The following is a 21640-nucleotide window of genomic DNA, read 5'->3' on the forward strand; positions in this document are numbered from 1 at the left end:
TTGGTAGTCAATGGGGACTGATAGCATAACCCAATATGTTTATAAACAATAAAACACAGCGTACTAAGATAGCATGGCGTTCTGTAAGCTGAGTAAGGTTAGAGCCTGTAGGTAATTTTGGTCTTAAGGAGCAATAGTAGCAAGGTGACATTATATCTTCGACTCGGGTTATGTCAGCCACGCGATGATATTGCGTCATTAGGTGACGAACCTAATTACCTTGTAATCGAACAAGAGAGTCAGAGATTAACTGGATAGGAGATTATTACCCTTTCGTTTCATATTGCAATTAAGCATTATAATACAGCGTCTCAATACCGGAGTTGTTGTGTATTTAATCACTCTCGTTGTCATGTGGCTTATTTATAAATGGAATGATTAGTTATATTTAATCGCAATAGTTAATTATTATTGTAATGACTCTGTAATTGTAATGTTGTTATAATATAATAATATAATAATCCTAGATTAATCCCCATTATTTTAAGACCAGTTAAACACGAAAGTGCACCCTACACACAAAATAATGGCTTAATCACTTAGTTATCAGAGGTGAAAGTTAGTCTTTTTTTAATAAGAAATTCACGTTATTTTTGTGATAACAATACAATCTTTAACTCAATGAATAAATTAAGTTAGGTATTGTTAACTTTAACATCTAGACAATCATTTCTATTCACCAATATAGACGTAAGACACGCACTAATTTTTATATGCCAGTTTTGGTTGTTTTGGGTATGCTGCTTTGATATTAAACTCGGTGCTCAGTCTGTTTTTTTATCTACTATCACCTATAGTGGGAATTCATGGCTATAATGAACTAAATTAAAAAGCTATGCAATCCGAATGTTTGTTCATATTTCGATGTAAAATAAAAAAGAATGGTACTACTCGTCTCCACGAAATAAAAATGAGGTAGATGGGATAATTTAACTTAGGCCATATTATTTAGATATAAACATGAAACTTAGGAGCCTATTCGAATAAATAATGCAAATGGTGTTTAAACTTGGCGAAACATTCACAGTGAAGCAGTTTTTATGTACCACATGTAATTATTAATAATGCTAATGAACGATCTTTTTTATCATTAAACGAGCTTCTATTGCCTCCTATTGATGACTTTTTAGTCAAAGTGTATGATGATTGCTGAGGGGGCGATAAGTATTAGATTTAGTCTAGAGCTATAATCGCTACTGCTTTACTAACATATCTCACATCTAATAATATAAAAACGACACTACTTGCATGCGAAACGCCTAGTTTATTGATTCAAACCATCCTGGCTTTAATGATACAAACTTATCCGCTGAAAACCATGCGGCAGTAGAGGTAAATTAACTTGTATCTATATGTAATACTAACTTGTATTATAATAGCAGACTAACTTGTATGATGAGGCAGTATGTAATTGAGCAGACTAGGGAGATAAGAATGTCACTCAAATCGATGTATAACGACTTTGATTTTTTACTGTTAGACAAAAAAGATGATGGAATTAATATTGAAAGGACTAAGAAAATCAACGAACAAATCGTTGCGTTGGCGGATGAATATGTCCTCTATGGTGGATTTCCCACCGGCTCAAATACATCAATAAATCTAATTGATTTTATTGATGCAAACTACGAAGGTGTCATCGATGGTGAGATTAAAATCCTAGGTGGCGCTAAATTTATAACCTTACTGAAAAGGTCTTTGAATCAAAAAAACAATATCTTTAATAGGCTTTATGAATACCATCAAACGATGATAAAAAGGAATAAAAATGCGGGGCATCTTATTTTTTCAATTAAAGTGGATAATAAGGATAATAAGGATAATAAGGATAATAAGGATAATAAGGATAATAAGGATAATAAGGATAATAAGGATAATAAGGATAATAAGGATAATAAGGATAATAAGGATAATAAGGATAATAAGGATAATAAGGATAATAAGGATAATAAGGATAATAAGGATAATAAGGATAATAAGGATAATAAGGATAATAAGGATAATAAGGATAATAAGGATAATAAGGATAAGCAAGATAACGCTTTAATGCAATGTGTGACGGATTTTTTTAACCATATTCGTTCGCGAGTTATGCTAAATGAACATATATTAGGTTACTTTTGGACTTCACTAAAAGTGAGCGCCTCTGATGAAAAATACATTCGTATTCACTTATATATTTCAAATGGAAAGTTCAATAATAGAATGACTGATGAGATAAAATCGGTTTGGAATTCTATTCTATTTAAAAACCAATTAGAAGGGAAAATCCTTTTTTTAACACAAACAAAAGATTCGTATAAAGGTGGGTATGAAAGCTTGCTCTTTTGGACTAAAGATGCCAATAAACGGAGAAGTAGAAATAATCTAACACCTATTAATAATGAGCCTTCTGATGAACAAAAAACGGAAAAATATGTCAGAAGTGTGCAGCGAGATAAAACTTCAATGTTGCATATATTATATCCTGACTGGAATGACGACACGATATTCCATCATTTTACAAATGAAATGAACGCCATCCAATTTAAAGGGTATTTGTTTAGATTAGCGAAACAAACATATCAGCAGCCTAAAGCTCGCAGTATCGGGGTTGCCTGTATAAATTCAATGAAAGCAAAACGCCATAAGAAAAAATAAAGTTACGTACTCTTTCTTTTGTATCGTTCACAATCAAAAAATAATCAGATATACAGTATTATTGTGATATTGAAATAATTTAAATATCAATCACTTAATGTTTTTCAAGGACATATCCTGTCATTTCCCCTCCATTTTCCCCCGAAAAAAAGTCAAATAGCCGGACATAACCTGTCCGGTGAGGTTGTTATCGTAGTGTTCTCTTTTTCAAACTGAGGAATAACACCGATGGCAACTTACCGATTAGATACCGATTTAGCGTTTTTACGTGAATGCAGCAATGAAGAACTGGGCTTGCTTGTGTCTGTACTGACTCACGACAGCAAAGACGGACAAAAGCGTTGGACTGAAACCTTAACCAGCTCGCCTGAATATCAACTCTACCATCCGGAGCACCAGCAATATTGGATGTCGATTGCGGCAGAGTTGCAAGCCTTTGGAGCTAACAGTTTGATGAGTCTCGTTCGAGGCAATAAGGGCGTGTTGTACCGTGAAATCTTACAGGATGTCTGTGACCACCTTGATGTCAATTATCCAAAGGAGGGTAATACCGAAACCTTGGAATTAAATTTGTTATTGAAAGTATTAGAAAAAAGCTTAAATGAGCTGACCACAGAAGAGCTACAAGCCTTCTCTCGTGATATGCAACTTAACCTCACCAACCCCACACCTCAACTGATTTTGATTGCGGTTCAAGCGGCTATCCGTACCTCTGGCATTGCCGCGCTGGAAGTGGCCACACTCTCAGCCATTGGCGTGATTAATGCACTCGGCGGGATTGCCACCATTGGCACACTCTTTGCCGCACACCGAGCACTTTCCTTGATTGCGGGTCCGATTGGTCTTGCTGTGAGCTCTGCATGGCTTGTCGCTGACTTAGCGGGACCCGCTTATCGGGTCACCGTCCCCGCCTGCATCATTGTGGCGTACTTACGACAAAAAGCCTTATCGCAATAAGGTTTATCAATCCCATTCTATCCGCTTGCCGGAGCTATTTTAATAAGGACAACATCATGTCGACTTCTGTGTCTCGCCATGACCGGCTTGCGTCTCGGTTGGCGTTTATTATTAGTCAATTATTTCGCGGGGAAACCGTTTATTTATCCGAGCTGTCAGAAGAGCTCAATGTCTCGACTCGTACCCTACGGCGTGACTTTAATGAGCGCCTTCAATATCTGGACTTGGAATATCACCAAGGTGGCTATCGATTGGCAGCATCACAGCGTCCCTTTCGTACCGATAAGGACATATTGCGCTTTGCGGCTATTACGCATATTACCTCACTGTTTCCGGCTTTAGACAGGAAGCTGCTGACGGTTCTGCTCGACCCAACAATTGATTCACCGTTTATTGTCTACCACACGCCACCTAAGCAGCGTCCCTCGCTGTTCGGGGGCTTTTATATTCTAACACAAGCCATTGTAAAACGGCGTTTACTGCAATTTACCCACCAAGGAAAAAACATCACGAACGTTGCCCCGTATAAGTTGATTTATTACCAAGGTCATTGGTATCTCGCCGCTGATATCGCGGAGCACATTCATGTCTTTGATGTGATGGCCTTGCAAGACGTGGTCATGACGGCGCGGGGCTTTCGTTATCGTGAAGACCTCAACCAACGGTTATGTGAAGAGGCGTTTATTCAAGCCTTGCCCCATTACCAATATATTCAATCACTCGTTAAATTATAAGGTATTAAGATGAAAACTATTTTTTATACCGTCTGCATCAGCAGCGCACTCTTGCTGGGATGTGATGATGCAACCTCAACGACTGCTAAGACTGTTTCCCAAGACATTTTGCGTGTTCAAGGGTTGATTTATGATTACGACCGCAGTGTCACACTCGGTGGGGTACTCAACCATCGTAAAGATTGTGTTTCGCCAACATGGGAAACCTTAACGGATGAACAAGAAAGGCCCTTGGTGGTCTATAAGTGTCAGTTAGCTAAAGGGGCATTACAAAACGCCATTAACCACGATTTAAATAACTGGTATCAAACGGCAATAGACGGTATGACTAAATTCATACCGCGCTTTGCCAATGCGGAAACACCGAAAACAGATTCAACCCTTGAGGAGCAGAGGCTTACACAGGTTTTACAGCTCATCACAACACTGTCCCGACATGACTGGTCATTGCTCAGAGGCAATGTTGACCAGCCCTATGCAATGACGACACCAATTGCATTTAATGCCGGTTATACTCCGTCAGAGGAAGCCGAGCGCCAGCTTAAAGCGTGGAATACGTTAACGGAGACATTGAATGACCACGCCCCTGATGTTAGCCTGTATTTATTACCGTGGTTAAACCAAACAGAAAATGTCGAGGCAATGCTCCGGAAAAAGGTCTCTGAGCTTCAGCAACACAATGCCAATGCGTTAACACAATTTAGACACCAGCAAAATGAAGCCATTCAAATCACGGAGCAATACATCACAGACCTAAAACGTGCACAACAAAATGCACACGACTGGTCAATCACCCAAGTTTTTATTTGGAGCCTCGTTAACCCTGAAAAGCCTGTTCTAACGCATGTTCTGTATAACCTAGAGGATAAACAAGGGCAGGAGGATTTTACCCCTATGATGGAAAAAACATTGAGCCGTTTAGCAAGAACAGATGCCGTCGCATGGGCGTATCAAGGTAAACTTGAAACCCCTCAAATTATTAACGGAATAGCAAAAGCGTTATTTTACTACCAAACACAATCCTTTCAAAAACCGGATATCGCCCGATATCAATACTGAGTTTTCACACACTATTCGGCGTTCATATTCAATGAACGCCTGACTAAAGGGTAATCTATGTCCATTTTTAAACTTATCGCTACCTCTGTGAGTGTTGTGACACTGGTGTCTATCACCTACTACGCCCAGAAGACGGTCAATGAACAACTTGCGCTTGAAGGCAAGTATTCCGACACGGAAATTCAAGCGGCTCGACTTGGGGCGACGCTTGCTTGCACAACCTTATTGGGGGGAGCCATTGAACGACTACTCAACGGGCTATTTAGTGACCACTAAAACTCAACTATTTCAATGTAGATTCAACATAACGGCAGACCAATCGGTCTGCCTTTTTTATTTCGTAACATCCACAAAAGGGCTTTTTTATGACACTTGAACCCATCATCTCAACACCCGCTTCCAACCGCCAGCGCACGCATTTTTGGCAAACTCATTTTGGCACCGTTAAAGGCTTTTCAACCTTTGAAGTGGTGATTTTTACTACCATGGGCCAGTTTTGTGAGGACTACCACGGCGGGTATTGGGAATATTGCACTTTATCTAATGGCGGCGCTTTTATTTATCCCGATTTGAATCAAGAGGAGCTTACGCTATTCAATCCGCATAATGGTAACGAAGCGGAACTCAGTCCTGAAGCTGCGGGCATAGCTGTGTGTTTGATGATGTACAGTTTATGGTCCTTTCAAACGGAAAGTGACACCCTCGTCGATCGCTTTTATCAATTGCGTGATTATGCGGCGCAACATCCTGAACGTTCCGCTATTTTCCATTTAATCGATTAACCTCGCCCTTATTTACGCCGACTTCTTATCTATCTACTTTATTTTAAAGGAAATTCATTATGACTCGCTTAGCATCCCGCTTTGGTGCGGCAAATAGTATCCGTCGCGACCGCCCATTAACGATTGAAGAATTGTTTCGCACAGTACCCAGTGTGTTTTCAGAAGAAAAATATGAATCTCGTAGCGAAAAGTGCACTTATATTCCTACATACCTTACTCGATAGTTTACAGAAAGAAGGTTTTTATCTGTTCTTTTGCATGCCAAACTCGTGTGCGAGATGAAAGCCGTCGCGATCATACTAAGCATCTGTTACGGCTGAGACGCCATGACCAAATTACGGGCAGCCTAGTGCCTGAAATCATCTTACTCAATAGCCATGATGGCTCATCGAGTTATCAGATGTTACCGGGGATGTTCCGATTCGTTTGTCAGAATGGCTTAATTTGCGGACAAACCTTTGGTGAGGTGCGTGTACCGCACAAGGGCGATGTGGTGGAAAAAGTGATTGAAGGGGCTTATGAAGTATTAGGGCTATTTGAACGCATGGATGAGCAACGTGATGCCATGCAGTCCCTATTATTACCGCCACCAGCCCAACACATCTTTGCTCAATCTGCTCTCACATATCGTTATGGTGAAGCACATCAACCTGTGACCGAAGCGCAAGTATTACAGCCACGCCGTGTTGAAGATAAGAAGGACGATCTTTGGACGGTGTACCAACGTTTGCAAGAAAATTTAATTAAAGGGGGATTATCAGGCAGAAATGCGAAAGGTAAACGCGCTCGCACGCGTTCAGTGAATGGGATTGATGGTGATGTGAAGCTTAACCGAGCCTTGTGGGTGATGGCTGAAAATATGCTTCAACTAGCCTCGTAATGATGGAGATATTAACGATGGAGAGTATCAATACTTATACGAATACCTTAACACTGCTTCCTAATGAACAACGTACTATCAAACGTGCGTTGACCATACTGGATAAGTATCTGCGTGAACCGGGTATTGCTTTTACATCAACGCAAAATGTGAGGGATTGGTTACGGCTAAAAATGTCAGCATTAGAGCGTGAAGCGTTTATTGTGCTCTACTTGAATCAACAAAATCAGTTGATAAGCAGTGAAACCCTGTTTGCTGGCTCGATTAGCAGCACACAGGTTTATCCTCGTGAAGTCGTCAAACGAGCACTTCATTTTAATGCTGCTGCCGTTATCTTTGCACACAATCATCCGTCAGGCGATATCACACCAAGCCAAGCGGATAAATCTATCACGCAACAATTAATAAAAGCATTGCAGCTAATTGAAGTACGAGTGCTTGACCATCTGATCATCGGTGGTCAGCAAATCTTCTCTTTCGCTGAGCATGGCTTAGTATGAGGTGAACCATGAATATCATCCGTAAATCTGCAGCAATGAAGATCCATCAGCAACATTTAGGCTCTCGCCTTGCTCGTTATTGTAGGGGAAAGTATAAATGGGTTGGTAATAGCGAGCATTATATTGGTAAGGAGGTGCCAGATTGTCGTGGCGTGTTAGCTGTTTATGTTGAACGTCGCCAAGACAGAGATGGCCCTTATGCGTGTGTCATGTGTGTGACATTGAATTGAATAAGTACTGATCACTTTGAGTTTATCCTATATTGGATGGATAAATTAAGCCTACTTCCACTTTGATTAGTATTCAATGGCACATATCAAACCGTTGGATCTTAACTGAATTAGACATTGAGGAATTAAACAAAAATGACACAATAAGACATCATTAAACATGTCAAATTGGCAATACCATGATTCATACTAGAAACAATTAACATGAACATGATCCCCATTAAATGTATACTTAAAAAGGATTCGAATACGTTATAATTACACCTGTCATCTGTGCAAAAAACCAATCTATTTGCTGCGCTCTATCGCCCCAACCGTGCTCAACAAAACCCACCAAACGGACCGAGGGTACAAAAGAGGGTATAAATAAAATCAAATTCAATTAATGGATTTAAATACAACCAGTTATAATGAAAAATCGATTCCGAGTCCGGCACCACTTATTTAAAGAACCCGCCCAAAAGGCGGTTTTTTGCTTTTCTAGCTACGGTAGATTTCAGGTCGTTGCAACACGTTATTTATTTACTGGATTTCATGCCATTTTTGCAGATGTTCTTTGCTGTTAAAGACACCTATACCCCCTCATAAACCTATCTCTTATTTTCTTGTGTAAGTATTCCATAAAAACAAATCATTAACTTTAACAGATATGTCAATTTCAGCTTTTCATTCACACTAGGCTATCAGATTGAATTGTGTTCTATCTACGAAACCTGTCAGCTTAAATCTGAGCTGATACAGTCATGCTACGCTTTAATGTGTCTGGCAGATATACATAAAATAATATGTGTAGCAATATGCTGCGCTATTTAATGAGTTTTATCCGAAATATGGAAAGAAACCCGGAGCGGCATATTCAACTATGTCGGGATGTTTTATAGCAGTAAGCGTTAGCATGGCTTGCGTGTTCTTATATCACCAACGTAATATAAATATCAATATTATCAATTAGTAACACATGTTTACATAGCTCGTATTAATTCAAAATTAAATTAAGACTAACCTTCAGGTAAGGAAAAAATATAGAGTTTAAAAAGATAACTTGACCATCTTCACATTTTATAAAACATTAATTTGAAGTTATACTTCATTTGATGTTTTATATTGGAGTTTAATTCTAAATAGAAATCTCACTTATAACCACTACAAGAGTGAACGCGTATGAAAATAATAAAGAAAATATCTTATCTCTTTTTCACCATAATACTGTCTTCACCAATATTCTCATCGACCAGTTTTGCTGAGAAACTCCCCGCCCTTCCTGTGACATTAAAAAATGGAACCGGAGTAATTAACCAAAATATTATTTACATAGGTTTAGGTAGTACAGGAAACTCATGGTATAAACTTGATCTTAATGAAAATAAAAAAAAATGGGAAAAAATAGCTGATTTTCCGGGTACGCCAAGAGACCAAGCTATAGCAATTAAGTTAAATAATAATATTTATATATTCGGCGGAGCGGGAAAAGAAAATATTGATAGTGAAACAATAAGCTCATTAACAGATGTTTATCGTTATTCACCAAGTGAAGACAAATGGGAAAAAATAGATACTAGTTCACCTTATGGCTTGGTTGGTCATGCAGGAGTTAGTATCAGCACCAATAAAGCTATCATTCTTGGAGGAGTAAACAAGCAAATATTTGATAAATATTTCATTAATTTAAATAATGCTAAAAACAATTCATCTATTAAAAATAAAGTTATTAATGATTACTTTAATAAACCCATAGAAGGCTATTTTTTTAATCGAGTCATACTAACTTATAATGCAGATAATAATCAATGGGGTTCATTAGGCACTATTCCTTTTAATGGAACTGCGGGTTCTTCATTAGTAGTAAATGATAACAATTCAATAACCTTGATTAACGGTGAATTAAAACCTGGGTTACGTACTAGTGAAATACAAACGGCTATATTAGAAAATAATCAACTACAGTGGAATACTACTGTACAGAAACTTCCTCCACCATCACCTGAGCAGCAGCAAGATGGCTTGGCTGGTGCATTTGCAGGTTATAGTGCTCATACCTTACTTGTTGCTGGGGGTGCTAACTTCCCTGGGTCTCAGGCTAAGTATTCACAGAAACATTATTTTGCACATCAGGATTTAGACAAAAAATGGCATAAAGAAATTTATGGGTTGATTGATAATCAATGGAAAGTAATTGGTGAATTACCGATCCCTCTTGGTTATGGAATCACTATTGAGCATGGTAATTCACTATATTTAATCGGAGGTGAAACTACAAAAGGTGAGGCAGTTAATTCTGTAATCACTTTAACATTAAAAGATAAAGAGCTAATTATTAACTAAACCAGTTAAATTTATAAATTATAATAACCAACCAAGAACTCCATATTAAATTTATGGAGTCTTATCCACTCAGGTAAAAACTATGTTTAATAATAAAATTTTATTGGCATGTTGTACTTTTTTTATGTCATTTCAATTAAATGCGACTACACTAGACTTTCGTCATGAATATTCAGATTCATCCAGAATAAATAAAGATCGCATTGCCTTTATTCATTCATTTTCAAATGGTATCGGATTTTATATTGATGCCAGTATAAAGTCAGGTGGTGTTGACGGCGAAAAAGATAAAGTATTTAGTGATGTTGTTAATAATGCTATCGAAATGGGGCTAAGTTACAACCATAAGATAAATAAAAGTATAACGTTACAACCGGGATTAATTTTTGAAACAGTTACAGACACATCAATTTATAAACCTTATTTAAAGGCGCAATATAATTTTGATAACGGTTTATATATTGCAGGCCGTTATCGTTTTGATTATGCCAGAAAAACAAAAAAAGCTGTTGATGACGAAAAAACAAATCGCTTTGATGCGTTTATTGGCTATAAATATAATAAATACAAAATTGAATATGACTACACACAAATGTATAGCGATGGCATAAAATATGATAATAAGAAACGTAATTATGAACATAATGTCTCTTTCTCTTACCAATTGAGTGACACATTCACTCCTTATATTGAAGTTGGAAATGTTGCGGTAAGCCCGACCAGTGACGCCCGTCAAACTAGGTATCGTTTAGGATTACAATTCCACTTTTAAATCTTATGTAAAAAGATGCCAAAAATTATAGTGAGTAATTACTCCATTACTCACTATATTATTTTTTCATATTTATCAATAAATTAAGAAAAATATTTTATTATTTGATCTTCTTCACAAATTACGACTTTCGTAATTGAGGAATTTAGCTTCATAAAATAACATTAATTGGAGTTATACTTCAAAATAAAATGGTGAGTTCAAAATGGCATTGATTGAAAAGATGACTACGGATATTCAACAAAAAGGAGGGCTGATCGTTTCTTGCCAGCCTGTCGATAATAGCCCTATGGATAAGCCAGAAATTGTTGCTGCAATGGCTCAAGCTGCAGTTAATGCAGGTGCAGTAGCAGTACGAATTGAGGGAATAGATAATTTAAAAGCAACTCGCCCTCTTATTGATGTGCCAATTATTGGTATTGTCAAACGCGATTTACTGGATAGTCCTGTCAGGATCACACCTTGGTTAAGTGATGTAGAAGCACTAGCAACAGAAGGTGCCGATATTATCGCTTTTGATGGTACGGATCGTGTACGCCCAGTTCCAGTCAATGAGTTATTAGCTTGCATACACCACTTCAATAGGTTGGCAATGGCAGATTGTTCCACATTTAATGAGGGAATGTATTGCCAGGAATTAGGAACAGAATTTATTGGTTCAACTATGTCTGGCTATACCGGTGGTGAAATACCAAAATTACCTGATTTACAATTAGTGGCAGCACTCGCTGAAAATGGATGCCGTGTAATAGCCGAAGGCCGCTATAACACACCTATGATTGCAGCAAGAGCTATACAAGCTGGAGCTTGGGCTGTCACAGTTGGTTCCGCATTAACCCGACTTGAACATGTCTGTGATTGGTTTACCCATGCCCTCAAGTTACAGCAGGAATTAGTTAAATGAATATATTAGCAATTGATATTGGAGGAACAAAGATTTCGGCTGCATTAATCAGTCGAGACAATCAACTTACGCACCATACTCAAATTACAACCCCTGCAAGTGCATCACCAACTCAACTCTATGAAGCTTTGGTGGCGATAACTACACCACTAAAAGCGTATGCAGATGGTGTCGCCGTAGCCTCTACAGGGATTATCTGTGATGGCGTATTAACTGCATTAAATCCTAATAATTTGGGAGGATTAAAAAATTTCCCGTTAAAAAAAACACTTTCTACAATAACCGGTTTGCCTTGCTGGTTACTCAATGATGCTCAAGCTGCTGCATGGGCTGAATATGATTACCGCCATGAAAATATCTCTGATATGGCATTTATTACAGTATCGACAGGGGTTGGGGGCGGCCTAATTCAACAAGGACAATTACAGCTAGGAAAACGAGGTATTGCAGGCCATCTAGGCCACACTATAGCTGATCCTCATGGCCCTCTTTGCGGCTGTGGTCGTTATGGATGTGTCGAAGCTATCGCTTCCGGCCGTGCCATTGCTTCACAAGCTGTAAATGAACTTGCAGGTAAAGATGCTAAAGCTATTTTTACTGCCTATTACCAGGGAAGCCTTCAAGCGAAAACAATAATTGAAAACTCAGCAAGTACTATAGCTAATTTAGTTGCTGATATTAAAGCAATAATAGATGCCGACTGTGTTGTTATTGGTGGAAGTGTTGGATTAGCAAATGGATATATCGAGCTTGTTCAAGCAGCTATCAGACAACAGCCCGAGGCGTTACAAGTCCCTATTTTAGCTGCTCACTATCATCATAATGCTGGACTTTGGGGAGCCGTTCTTTGGGCTAGGAAACACTAAAAAACTGTCGTACTTCTTACCTTTTACCTTACATATGGCAGGACTAAAAAAATGCAATTACATGATTTTGGTTTCGTTAATTATGCAGTGCTATTTGGATATTTAGCCGCAATGTTACTCGTTGGTGTTTATTTCTCTAAACGCCAAAAAACAGCGGATGATTATTTTCGTGCCGGGGGGCGGGTTCCCGGTTGGGCTGCCGGTGTTTCTGTCTTTGCAACAACATTAAGCTCAATTACCTTTATGTCAATTCCAGCGAAAGCTTATACTTCTGATTGGACTTTTATTATTGGCCAATATTTAGCGATCGCCATTTTGCCATTAGTATTTTATTTCTATATTCCTTTCTTTAGAAAATTAAAAATTACTTCAGCCTATGAGTATTTAGAAGCCCGTTTTGATATACGAAGTCGTTTATTTGCCAGCCTGTCATTTATGTTATTTCATATTGGTCGTATTGCAATTATCACTTATTTGACCGTACTCGCACTACGTCCTTTCATAGGGATAGACCCTATTATATTAGTTGTACTGATTAGTCTATTATGTATTATTTATACATGGATGGGAGGGATTGAAGGCGTTATTTGGACAGATGTTATTCAGGGATTGTTACTTTCAGGTGGTGCTGTTTTAATCTTTATCATGATTTGTTTTAAAGTTGATGGAGGTATTAGTGAGATTTTTACCACAACAGCACAGGCTGATAAATTTTTCCCGGATGCACAGTTACGCTGGAGTTGGACTGACAGTACTATTCCTGTATTAATGATTGGTTTTTTATTTGCCAATATTCAACAATTTACTGCAAGCCAAGATGTTGTCCAGCGCTACATTGTGACTGATTCTATCGAACAAACTAAACGTACTTTAATCACAAATGCTAAATTAGTTGCCATTATTCCTATTTTCTTTTTTGCCATTGGTTCAGCCCTATTTGTGTATTACAAACAAAATCCAAGTTTGTTACCTGAAGGTTTTAATACCGGAGGTATCTTACCCTTATTTATTGTTACAGAAATGCCAGTGGGTATTTCTGGGCTAATCATTGCAGCTATCTTTGCCGCTGCTCAATCGAGCATATCTAGTAGCTTAAATAGTATTTCTAGTTGCTTTAATTCTGATATCTATATTCGCTTAAGTAAAGTTGAACGGCGTTCAGAACAAAAAATGAAAGTCGCCAGATTAGTTATAATTATAGCTGGAGTATTCAGTAGTTTAGCCACAATTTGGCTAGTTTTATCTGACGAGTCTGAAATATGGGATGCTTTTAACAGCTTAATCGGTTTAATGGGTGGCCCTATGACCGGACTATTTATGTTAGGTATTTTTGTTAAACGTGCTAATGCAGGTAGTGCGGTCGCAGGCATTATAGTAAGTATCATTGCTGTATTAGCAGCCCGTTATGGCAGTGACCTTAACTTTTTCTTCTATGGTGTAATAGGTGCTATGTCAGTAGTCATTATTGGTACAATTACTGCGCCATTTTTCTCGGCAGCAAAACAAATTTCATTGGATGATAGTGAAATATCAAGGAACTCATAGGAGGTATCTATGTTATTTGGTCATATATCTGACGCGGCAGTAATGCCTGAAATAAATTTGGTATTACGTAATATAATTAAAAAGGCACTCGCACTCGACCCATTCTCTTTAGAACCGGGAAGCTACCCTATTGATGATAATGATGTATTCATGAATGTAATGTCATTTGAAACACAGTCTCGAGAACAAAAATGTGCAGAATTACATCATCGCTATATTGATATACAAATTTTACTATCCGGTGAGGAAGTTATAGATTACGGTGTTCGAAATTCGGCTAAAAATGCCACTGTTTACAGTGAAGCGGATGACTACCAACTCACAGATGTCATTGAAAATTGTCAAACATTGTCATTAACACCCTCTATGTTTGCTATTTTTATGCCTTATGAACCCCATAAACCAGGTATAGCAGCAGAGAAAGGAAACTGTATATTAAAAAAAGCAGTAATTAAGGTAAACCTTAATTTGCTGACAAGTTAATTTTCATCAGTTCCAATTAAACGCTTTATTTCTAATGCATCAATAAATTGTATATTGATGCAAATGGAATAAAGCGTTTTGTTATTATCACATAATTATAAGAGCAAGGCTTTTTTTAACCCGCCAGAATTGATACTCTTGTTAGCAGAATTCCATTCCCTTTGAACTTCGGCAAACAAGGATAATTTTCATGACAAAACAGTCAGTTACCAGACTGAAGCCAGGTAAAATACTCGACACACTAGGGGCAATGAAAAATAGCCTGACGCGAGTATCACAGCGTATTGCTGAATATATCCTGTTTCATCCTGTTGAAGTCACTCAGCTTTCCATCGCACAACTTTCCCAAGCGACTAAGGCGGGTGAGGCAACTGTAGTGCGTTTTTGCCGCACTTTAGGCTATAAGGGCTTTCAAGACTTTAAAATGGATTTAGCCATTGAAATGGCGACATCGGATAGTGAAGAATCACCAATCCTTGATGCTGAAGTTAGCCATCAGGATGATATCCATACTATAGGTTTAAAATTACAAGCAACCATCAATAATGTGTTATCAGAAACATTAAATTTACTTGATATGACGCAAGTCCAAGATGCTGTAAATGCGTTGCTATCATCGAATTATGTTTTTATCTGCGGTGTGGGCTCCTCAGGGATCACAGCAGAGGATCTAAAAAATAAACTGATGCGTATTGGATATCGAGTGGATGCTGTTACCAATAACCATTTTATGTATATGCAGGCTTCCTTATTGAAACCGGGTGATATCGCGATTGGTATCAGCCATTCCGGAAACTCACCGGAAACAGTTCATGCACTGAAACTTGCAAAAGAAGCAGGGGCTACCACAATTGCGCTAACGCATAATTTAGGTTCACACATTATGGAATATGCCAATTATTATCTGATTAATGGTAATCGACAGGGGAAATTACAAGGTGATTCTATTGGTACAAAAACAGCACAACTGTTCGTTTTAGACTTACTATATACCCTACTTGTCCAAGCTCAACCTGAAATGGTCAAAGAGCAAAAACTGCGTACACTAAATGCATTAAAAAATACCAATTCAGCATGAGGTTATAATCAGTGTTATGTGGTCTTGAACAAAAACCAGCTAAAGATCACACTTTCATTTTTCTCTTTCTTTAACGCTAATTTCATTATTGCGTTCTGAACGATTGAGCCTTAATATAGAGTAAAACTCCATATCATAATAAATAAAGAAATCAACCTCCAAAAAAGGAATGATAATGAAAAAACTCTCTGGATTAATCGCTGCACCTCATACACCTTTTGCTGCCGATGGCAGTATTAATTATCCTGTCATTGATAAAATTGCAGAACATCTTATTGCAAGTGGTGTCACTGGTGCTTACGTATTAGGAACAACAGGAGAAGGTATCCATTGTTCTGTCGAAGAACGCAAAAAAGTCGCTGAATGCTGGGCTGCTGCCAGTCAAGGACAACTAGATATCATTGTTCATACAGGTGCACTCAGTATTGCAGACACTATAGAGCTATCCCGTCATGCTGAAACGTTAGATATTCAAGCTACATCAGTAATTGGTCCTTGTTTCTTTAAACCAAGCAATGTAGATGACTTAGTTGAATATTGTCGTTTAGCAGCGATGAATTCGCCTTCTAAAGGCTTTTATTACTACCACTCTACTATGTCAGGTCTAAACATTGACATGGAAAAATTTTTACAAGCGGCAGGAAAAACAATTCCGAATTTATCCGGAATGAAATTTAATTCTCCTGATATGTATGAATTTCAACGTTGTTTACGTGTTGATGGCGGTAAATACGACATTCCATTTGGTGTAGATGAATTTATACCGGCAGGGTTAGCTTGTGGGGCGTTAAGCGCTGTAGGAAGCACCTATAACTATGCGGCTCCTTTATATCTTGAAATAATTGAGAAATTTAACACTGGTGATTACGATGGTATCGCTGCATGTATGGATAAAGTAATTGCAATTATTCGTGTGCTGGTAGAATACGGTGGTGTTGCTGCAGGTAAAGTTGCAATGCAATTACATGGTATTGATGTTGGTGACCCCCGCCGTCCACTACGCCCATTAACTGCAGCACAAAAAACGGATGCATTAGCAAAATTTAAAGCGGCCGGTTTTCTATAATTAACTTTACTCTTGTTGAGTATTAACAACACAAGCTTGTTTTTTTACATCTCCCCCATTTGATGATGACAGTGGCCTTCGAAGTGAAAGCCACTCTTTATTTCTTAAAATATTCCCCCAATCAGTTATCCGATTAAGCTGAATAACATCATGTGTAAAATCAAAAAAAGAATATATTGTCACCTATATAAGCAAATCATTTTTTATTACAGATAATTATATTTGAGCTATAGTCATTTGTGGTGTATGAGGGGAAAAGAGGGTGGCGTATCCTGTTGATTGTTTCCTCCAAGAAATAATTAACAGTAGAGCGATACGCCATGACAAATATTACCCTGAATGTTCTTTCACAACCAGATGAAACTGGCACTGATGTGCTAACTGCTTTATTGCGTAATGGTGCTCGTCAGCTCATTGCGCAAGCAGTTGAAGTAGAGCTGCAGCAACTGCTGCAAGCTCATGAAGAACTGCGTTTACCCGATGGCCGCAAAGCTGTGGTGCGTAACGGCTATTTGCCTGAGCGCAGCATCCAAACGGGCATTGGCGATGTTGATATCAAGGTGCCAAAAGTGCGTGATCGTAGCGGCTCTGGTATTCGTTTTACCAGCGCACTGCTACCGCCATACCTCAAGCGTGCCCGCAGCGTTGAAGAGTTATTACCGTGGCTGTATCTCAAAGGTATTTCCACTGGAGACTACCAAGAAGCCCTTGCAGCCTTGCTGGGTGAGAATGCCAAAGGTCTGTCAGCTAACACCATTTCCAGGCTCAAGGAACGCTGGATTGATGAGCACCGAGAGTGGCGACAGCGCGATTTGAGTGACAAGCGCTACGCGTACCTTTGGGTTGACGGTATTTACAGCAACGTCCGCCTCGATGACCGTTTGTGCTTGCTGGTGGTGATGGGCGTGACAGAGCATGGCCGCAAGGAACTGATTGCTGTTGAAGAAGGCTATCGCGAGTCCGAAGCCAGCTGGCTTGAGCTGCTGAATGGCCTGGTTGCGCGTGGGCTTACGACCTGCCCAAAGCTGGCAACAGCTGACGGCGCTCTGGGCTTCTGGAAGGCTCTGAGCAAAGTATACCCGCAGACCAAACAGCAACGTTGCTGGGTGCATAAGACGGCCAATGTGCTCAACAAACTGCCCAAGGCAGTGCAACCCAAAGTAAAAGAAGCACTGCATGATATCTGGATGGCAGAGACGCGTGAGAAGGCTCATAAAGCCTTTGATATAGCGCTGGAAAGGTTTACTGCTAAGTACCCACGCGCAATGGAATGCTTAGCTAAAGACCGTGAGAGCATGTTGGCTTTCTACGATTTTCCAGCAGAACATTGGGTGAGTATACGCACCACCAACCCAATTGAATCTGCCTTCGCTACAGTACGTTTAAGAACCAGCAAAACCCGCAACTGCGGTTCAAGAAACACAACCCTAGCAATGGTTTATAAATTGCTGCAATCAGCGCAGAAGCGCTGGAACCGCCTGAAAGGATTTCAACTGCTAACCCTCGTGGTCAATAACGTTAAATTCCAAGACGGCGAACAAGTAATGGAGCAGTCAGACAGGAAAACCGCCTGATGCTCGTACACCAGATTTGACCATAACTCATTATATTTTACTACACTTGATTTTTTTATTTTTAGCAATGAATAATGCAACCGCCCCCTGAATATTAACAGAAACATCTTCAAACAAAGAAGCAAGTGTCGTTTCAAGTGAATCCGCAGAGTCATAAACATTGCTAAAAATTCCTTTTTTATTATAGACTGACATTAGCTTACTTCCAAAACGATTATGCTTAACCCCCTTTCCAAGAATAGTCGCACCATATAAAGTGCCATCATCCTTAAGTGTTTCACTGATATTTATTATCGCTTGTTTCTTATCACTCATTTTCCCTGGCAAGCAATGTAATAAATAAAATATGGATACTGAATCAAATGCCCCTCTCAACTCACCAGTAAATCTATTAAAAATATCATGACAGAAACAAGAGTTTAATTTCTCATCAGAAATATATTTTTTAGCATATTCTAAACTGTGAATATTAAGATCGGAAAGTGATATTTTATTAATTTCATCTGCAGCTTTTTTTAAATAAAAACCAGTCCCAACACCAATATCCATATGGTTGTTACCAAGATGAGATTTAAAGTGAGGAATTAAAAATTCATCAGTATTACAACGCCATGCATAGTTATTAGATATATTTATTACCCACCAATCATATAGAGCCAAAGAGAGAGGTGTATATACTTTAGAACCATCATTTGTGTTCAATGACATAAAATCTCCATAATGGAAAATATATATATTATTTTTTTATTATTTATTTTAATAGTCGAAAATAATGAGTGATAAGTCAGGTTATCATATGCTATAAGTGTAGGATTATATACTTGGTATTATTCAGAGTTATTTATATCACATCCCATCTTTAATCGGAAAAAACTCTGACAATTTCACACATGCGCCATTAAAATCATCTAAAGCTATATCTCCATCTATTCGCCCCATTCACACCATAGCCTAACAAAACAAATCAAAAAACCAATAAATATGCATATCATCTTTGGTATGCTTCATCTGTGATAACCATAAACCATATGTCTTTCTAAATAATTTATCAGAAACCATTTACACAGATACTGGATAAAACCCACAAGATCATGAAATACAAAATAACGAGATGTAATCATAACGATTAAAGCGGACATAATTCACGCAAGTAAATTAACAAGTTATATTTTTATTGTCAGTTTACCTCTTTCGAAGTATTTTCATTGAGCTAACGCTGTGTGGAAAATCATCTGCATCTCCCTTTCCTGAAGAGCGGGTATAATAGTCACCCTGAAAGTTTTTTTGAAAAACCGCATTGTCCATCCGAAATATCAAACGACATGATCTTGTTACCAAAATTATATGTACTAACATCATCAATACTTTCATTTACCAGCAAATACTGACCTGTTTGATCAAATCCATGAAATAATGCAATGGTAGAGAGCCTCTGGTGACAACTATCTCCATTACTCAGTGTCACAGTTGCTGTAATCTTTTGGTGTACAAAAATACTCTTACTGCCCTCTTTATTTTGACAAGATTGACTGGCATTGAATTGTGCTTGTATTTTTTACATCAACACTGGCATACATCTCGTTAAATGGGGTTAATACACGCCCGATTATCAGGGTAAGAGTACATAGAGGAATTCACCGTCACGTGAATATTATCAGCTATTGCAACCAAAGGTAGTCCTATCAATAAAAACAAACCTATAACTCGTTTTTTCATATTAAATTCCAAATCTATTTTCACCTCTGCGGATCAAGGGGACCTGTATCTGGGCTATACCGAATCAGATGTCTTCCCCATATGCTTTACAGCTTTCAATTGATCATCATTCTGAATTAATCTGCCCTTTTTCAGATAGTTAATTTTTCAGCCATCAATTGTGCTTCATCTTCGCTGTGAGTCACTAACAGTGCTGTTTGCCTGAGAGGGTAGATTTCATAGACCACCCCACCCGAGCTGAATTATTTACCGTGGTGGGGTGTCAGCTCAGAACATGGCAATCAATGTAGAAAAAAGAGGTATATTATGGGTCTTGACAAAAAGATAAAATAGATTTACTTTGAAAATCAATTCATTAAATAGTTTAATGTTCCCGAGTCTGGGCACCACATATTTAAAGAACCCGCCCCAAAAGGCGGTTTTTTGCTTTTATATTTCTAAGCTCAAGTTGAGTACTCGGCTAAAGAATCTGAAATCTATAATCTTTTTTTTATCTAACCTAAATACTTATTTCTATACCCTTTCGGTCTACTAGACATGGTTAGTCCGCCACTATACAGAATATTGATATACAAACAGCTATAATATAAAGTCAATTAACTTGACTTATACCAAATAACCAGGAATTACCTAAAAAAAACCAAACACTAAAGTTTATAATTAGATTATTATTCTCACCCTTTTCTCATTTCATCCATTAGACAGCCAAGCCTAACTCATATTACGTGTTTTTATTAGCCTATTGTCTTATCTAAGAACCTAAAAATAAGTTTTTATATTAATAGTTATGAAAATAAATCATTAAAAAACCACAATATCATTTTTTATTCCTAGCTATTGAGCTAAAAAAATAATCAAATACAATATTAATCAATAAGTGCTAATAATAATTTGTAATAAAAAGGTAACTAAGCCTTAATGTAATAAAACCTACTCAACCTTACCGAACAACTCACAATTTCTGCTTAACATGTTGTTAAGTAATAAAAATAACCCCATAAAACAAAGTGCAAATAACTATAATGTTTAGAATAAGACTCTGCATATGAACCTAAAATAAATGACTTAATCTTATTTAAAACTTTCAATTAAGGAATACCTTATATTCTAAAATTTTCTTTTCGTCATAATTTACTCTTAGCTATAAAAATAGTTTTATGAATCAATGATACTAGGGTCAAGTTTCCTCATGAAAAAGAAAAAAGATACAACTTATTATATCAGCCAACTAGTTGGTAAATGCTTACAAGAATACCGGCAAGAATTAGGAATTAGTGGTGAGAACATTGCGAAAGAGTTAGGCATTAGCCAACAGCAATTATCGCGCTATGAACGAGGAGAGAATGCGTTAACCGTAGATGTATTGTTTAAATTTATTCTTATACTCGGTATTAATTTCCCAGATTTTTACCATAGGCTATTCTATGTCGTGAGTCATCATCCTAAACTTTCACACTATATCACTAATTTAAATGGTTTTGGCTGGGAATTAGATGATTTGAAAGACTATTATAATTCAGCAATTGTATAAC

The 21640-nt window shown here is 37.8% G+C and carries 19 protein-coding genes and 1 pseudogene; 19 read left to right on the forward strand and 1 reads right to left on the reverse strand.

Features of this window, described 5'->3' with window-relative positions; all coding sequences use genetic code 11:
• Positions 1–1434: 1434 nt before the first annotated feature.
• The 18 genes and pseudogenes from M1F25_RS17715 (at position 1435) to M1F25_RS17800 (ending at position 18392) form a co-directional block, all read left to right on the forward strand.
• Positions 1435–2640, forward strand: a complete 1206-nt coding sequence (locus tag M1F25_RS17715) for a hypothetical protein (RefSeq protein ID WP_318840330.1) — start codon at positions 1435–1437, stop codon at positions 2638–2640.
• A 228-nt stretch (positions 2641–2868) separates the two neighbouring features.
• Positions 2869–3597, forward strand: a complete 729-nt coding sequence (locus M1F25_RS17720; protein WP_181488648.1) for a DUF3944 domain-containing protein — start codon at positions 2869–2871, stop codon at positions 3595–3597.
• A 56-nt stretch (positions 3598–3653) separates the two neighbouring features.
• Complete coding sequence (locus tag M1F25_RS17725; RefSeq protein ID WP_181488650.1) at positions 3654–4331, forward strand: helix-turn-helix transcriptional regulator; 678 nt, start codon at positions 3654–3656, stop codon at positions 4329–4331.
• Between the two features lie 9 nt (positions 4332–4340).
• Positions 4341–5390, forward strand: coding sequence for a hypothetical protein (locus tag M1F25_RS17730; RefSeq protein WP_181488652.1), 1050 nt, complete (start codon positions 4341–4343; stop codon positions 5388–5390).
• Between the two features lie 57 nt (positions 5391–5447).
• Positions 5448–5666: a hypothetical protein gene (locus M1F25_RS17735; protein WP_109912629.1), complete on the forward strand. Its 219-nt coding sequence runs from the start codon at positions 5448–5450 to the stop codon at positions 5664–5666.
• A gap of 89 nt (positions 5667–5755) precedes the next feature.
• Complete coding sequence (locus tag M1F25_RS17740) at positions 5756–6172, forward strand: antirestriction protein (protein WP_181488654.1); 417 nt, start codon at positions 5756–5758, stop codon at positions 6170–6172.
• A gap of 59 nt (positions 6173–6231) precedes the next feature.
• Positions 6232–7052 (forward strand): annotated as a pseudogene (locus M1F25_RS17745) (DUF932 domain-containing protein).
• Between the two features lie 17 nt (positions 7053–7069).
• Positions 7070–7552: a JAB domain-containing protein gene (locus tag M1F25_RS17750; protein ID WP_014656726.1), complete on the forward strand. Its 483-nt coding sequence runs from the start codon at positions 7070–7072 to the stop codon at positions 7550–7552.
• Positions 7553–7560: 8 nt separating this feature from the next.
• Positions 7561–7782 (forward strand): DUF987 family protein, encoded by a 222-nt coding sequence (locus tag M1F25_RS17755; protein WP_004917300.1) that lies wholly within the window; start codon positions 7561–7563, stop codon positions 7780–7782.
• Between the two features lie 1161 nt (positions 7783–8943).
• The gene (locus tag M1F25_RS17760; RefSeq protein ID WP_004258885.1) at positions 8944–10104 is read left to right on the forward strand and encodes an N-acetylneuraminate epimerase; all 1161 of its coding nucleotides are present in this window, start codon (positions 8944–8946) and stop codon (positions 10102–10104) included.
• Between the two features lie 82 nt (positions 10105–10186).
• A complete protein-coding gene (locus M1F25_RS17765) occupies positions 10187–10876 on the forward strand; it encodes an oligogalacturonate-specific porin KdgM family protein (protein ID WP_036958047.1) in 690 nt (229 codons plus the stop codon).
• Positions 10877–11081: 205 nt separating this feature from the next.
• Positions 11082–11780 carry an N-acetylmannosamine-6-phosphate 2-epimerase gene (locus tag M1F25_RS17770; protein WP_004258889.1) on the forward strand — a complete coding sequence of 233 codons (699 nt, stop codon included), beginning with the start codon at positions 11082–11084 and terminating at the stop codon, positions 11778–11780.
• Complete coding sequence (gene nanK / locus M1F25_RS17775; protein WP_181488656.1) at positions 11777–12646, forward strand: N-acetylmannosamine kinase; 870 nt, start codon at positions 11777–11779, stop codon at positions 12644–12646. The genes M1F25_RS17770 and nanK overlap by 4 nt, the downstream gene beginning before the upstream one ends.
• Positions 12647–12697: 51 nt before the next feature.
• On the forward strand, positions 12698–14191 hold the full coding sequence (locus M1F25_RS17780; RefSeq protein ID WP_004258898.1) for a sodium:solute symporter: 1494 nt from the start codon (positions 12698–12700) through the stop codon (positions 14189–14191).
• Between the two features lie 9 nt (positions 14192–14200).
• Entirely contained in the window at positions 14201–14674 is a 474-nt protein-coding gene (gene nanQ, locus M1F25_RS17785; RefSeq protein ID WP_181488658.1) for an N-acetylneuraminate anomerase, read from the forward strand.
• 190 nt (positions 14675–14864) lie between these two features.
• Positions 14865–15752: a MurR/RpiR family transcriptional regulator gene (locus tag M1F25_RS17790; RefSeq protein ID WP_004258907.1), complete on the forward strand. Its 888-nt coding sequence runs from the start codon at positions 14865–14867 to the stop codon at positions 15750–15752.
• 175 nt (positions 15753–15927) lie between these two features.
• On the forward strand, positions 15928–16818 hold the full coding sequence (locus M1F25_RS17795; RefSeq protein WP_036958048.1) for a dihydrodipicolinate synthase family protein: 891 nt from the start codon (positions 15928–15930) through the stop codon (positions 16816–16818).
• Positions 16819–17138: 320 nt separating this feature from the next.
• Positions 17139–18392, forward strand: a complete 1254-nt coding sequence (locus tag M1F25_RS17800) for an IS256 family transposase (protein WP_135536280.1) — start codon at positions 17139–17141, stop codon at positions 18390–18392.
• A 30-nt stretch (positions 18393–18422) separates the two neighbouring features.
• Here M1F25_RS17800 and M1F25_RS17805 read toward each other — a convergent pair whose 3' ends face one another.
• Positions 18423–19100, reverse strand: a complete 678-nt coding sequence (locus M1F25_RS17805) for a class I SAM-dependent methyltransferase (protein ID WP_181488660.1) — start codon at positions 19098–19100, stop codon at positions 18423–18425.
• Positions 19101–21297: 2197 nt separating this feature from the next.
• Here M1F25_RS17805 and M1F25_RS17810 point away from each other — a divergent pair.
• Positions 21298–21639 (forward strand): helix-turn-helix domain-containing protein, encoded by a 342-nt coding sequence (locus tag M1F25_RS17810; protein WP_036958050.1) that lies wholly within the window; start codon positions 21298–21300, stop codon positions 21637–21639.
• The last annotated feature ends 1 nt before the right edge of the window (position 21640 follow it).

It is taken from the genome of Providencia sp. PROV109, from assembly GCF_033681625.1.
Taxonomy (GTDB): Bacteria; Pseudomonadota; Gammaproteobacteria; order Enterobacterales; family Enterobacteriaceae; genus Providencia; species Providencia hangzhouensis.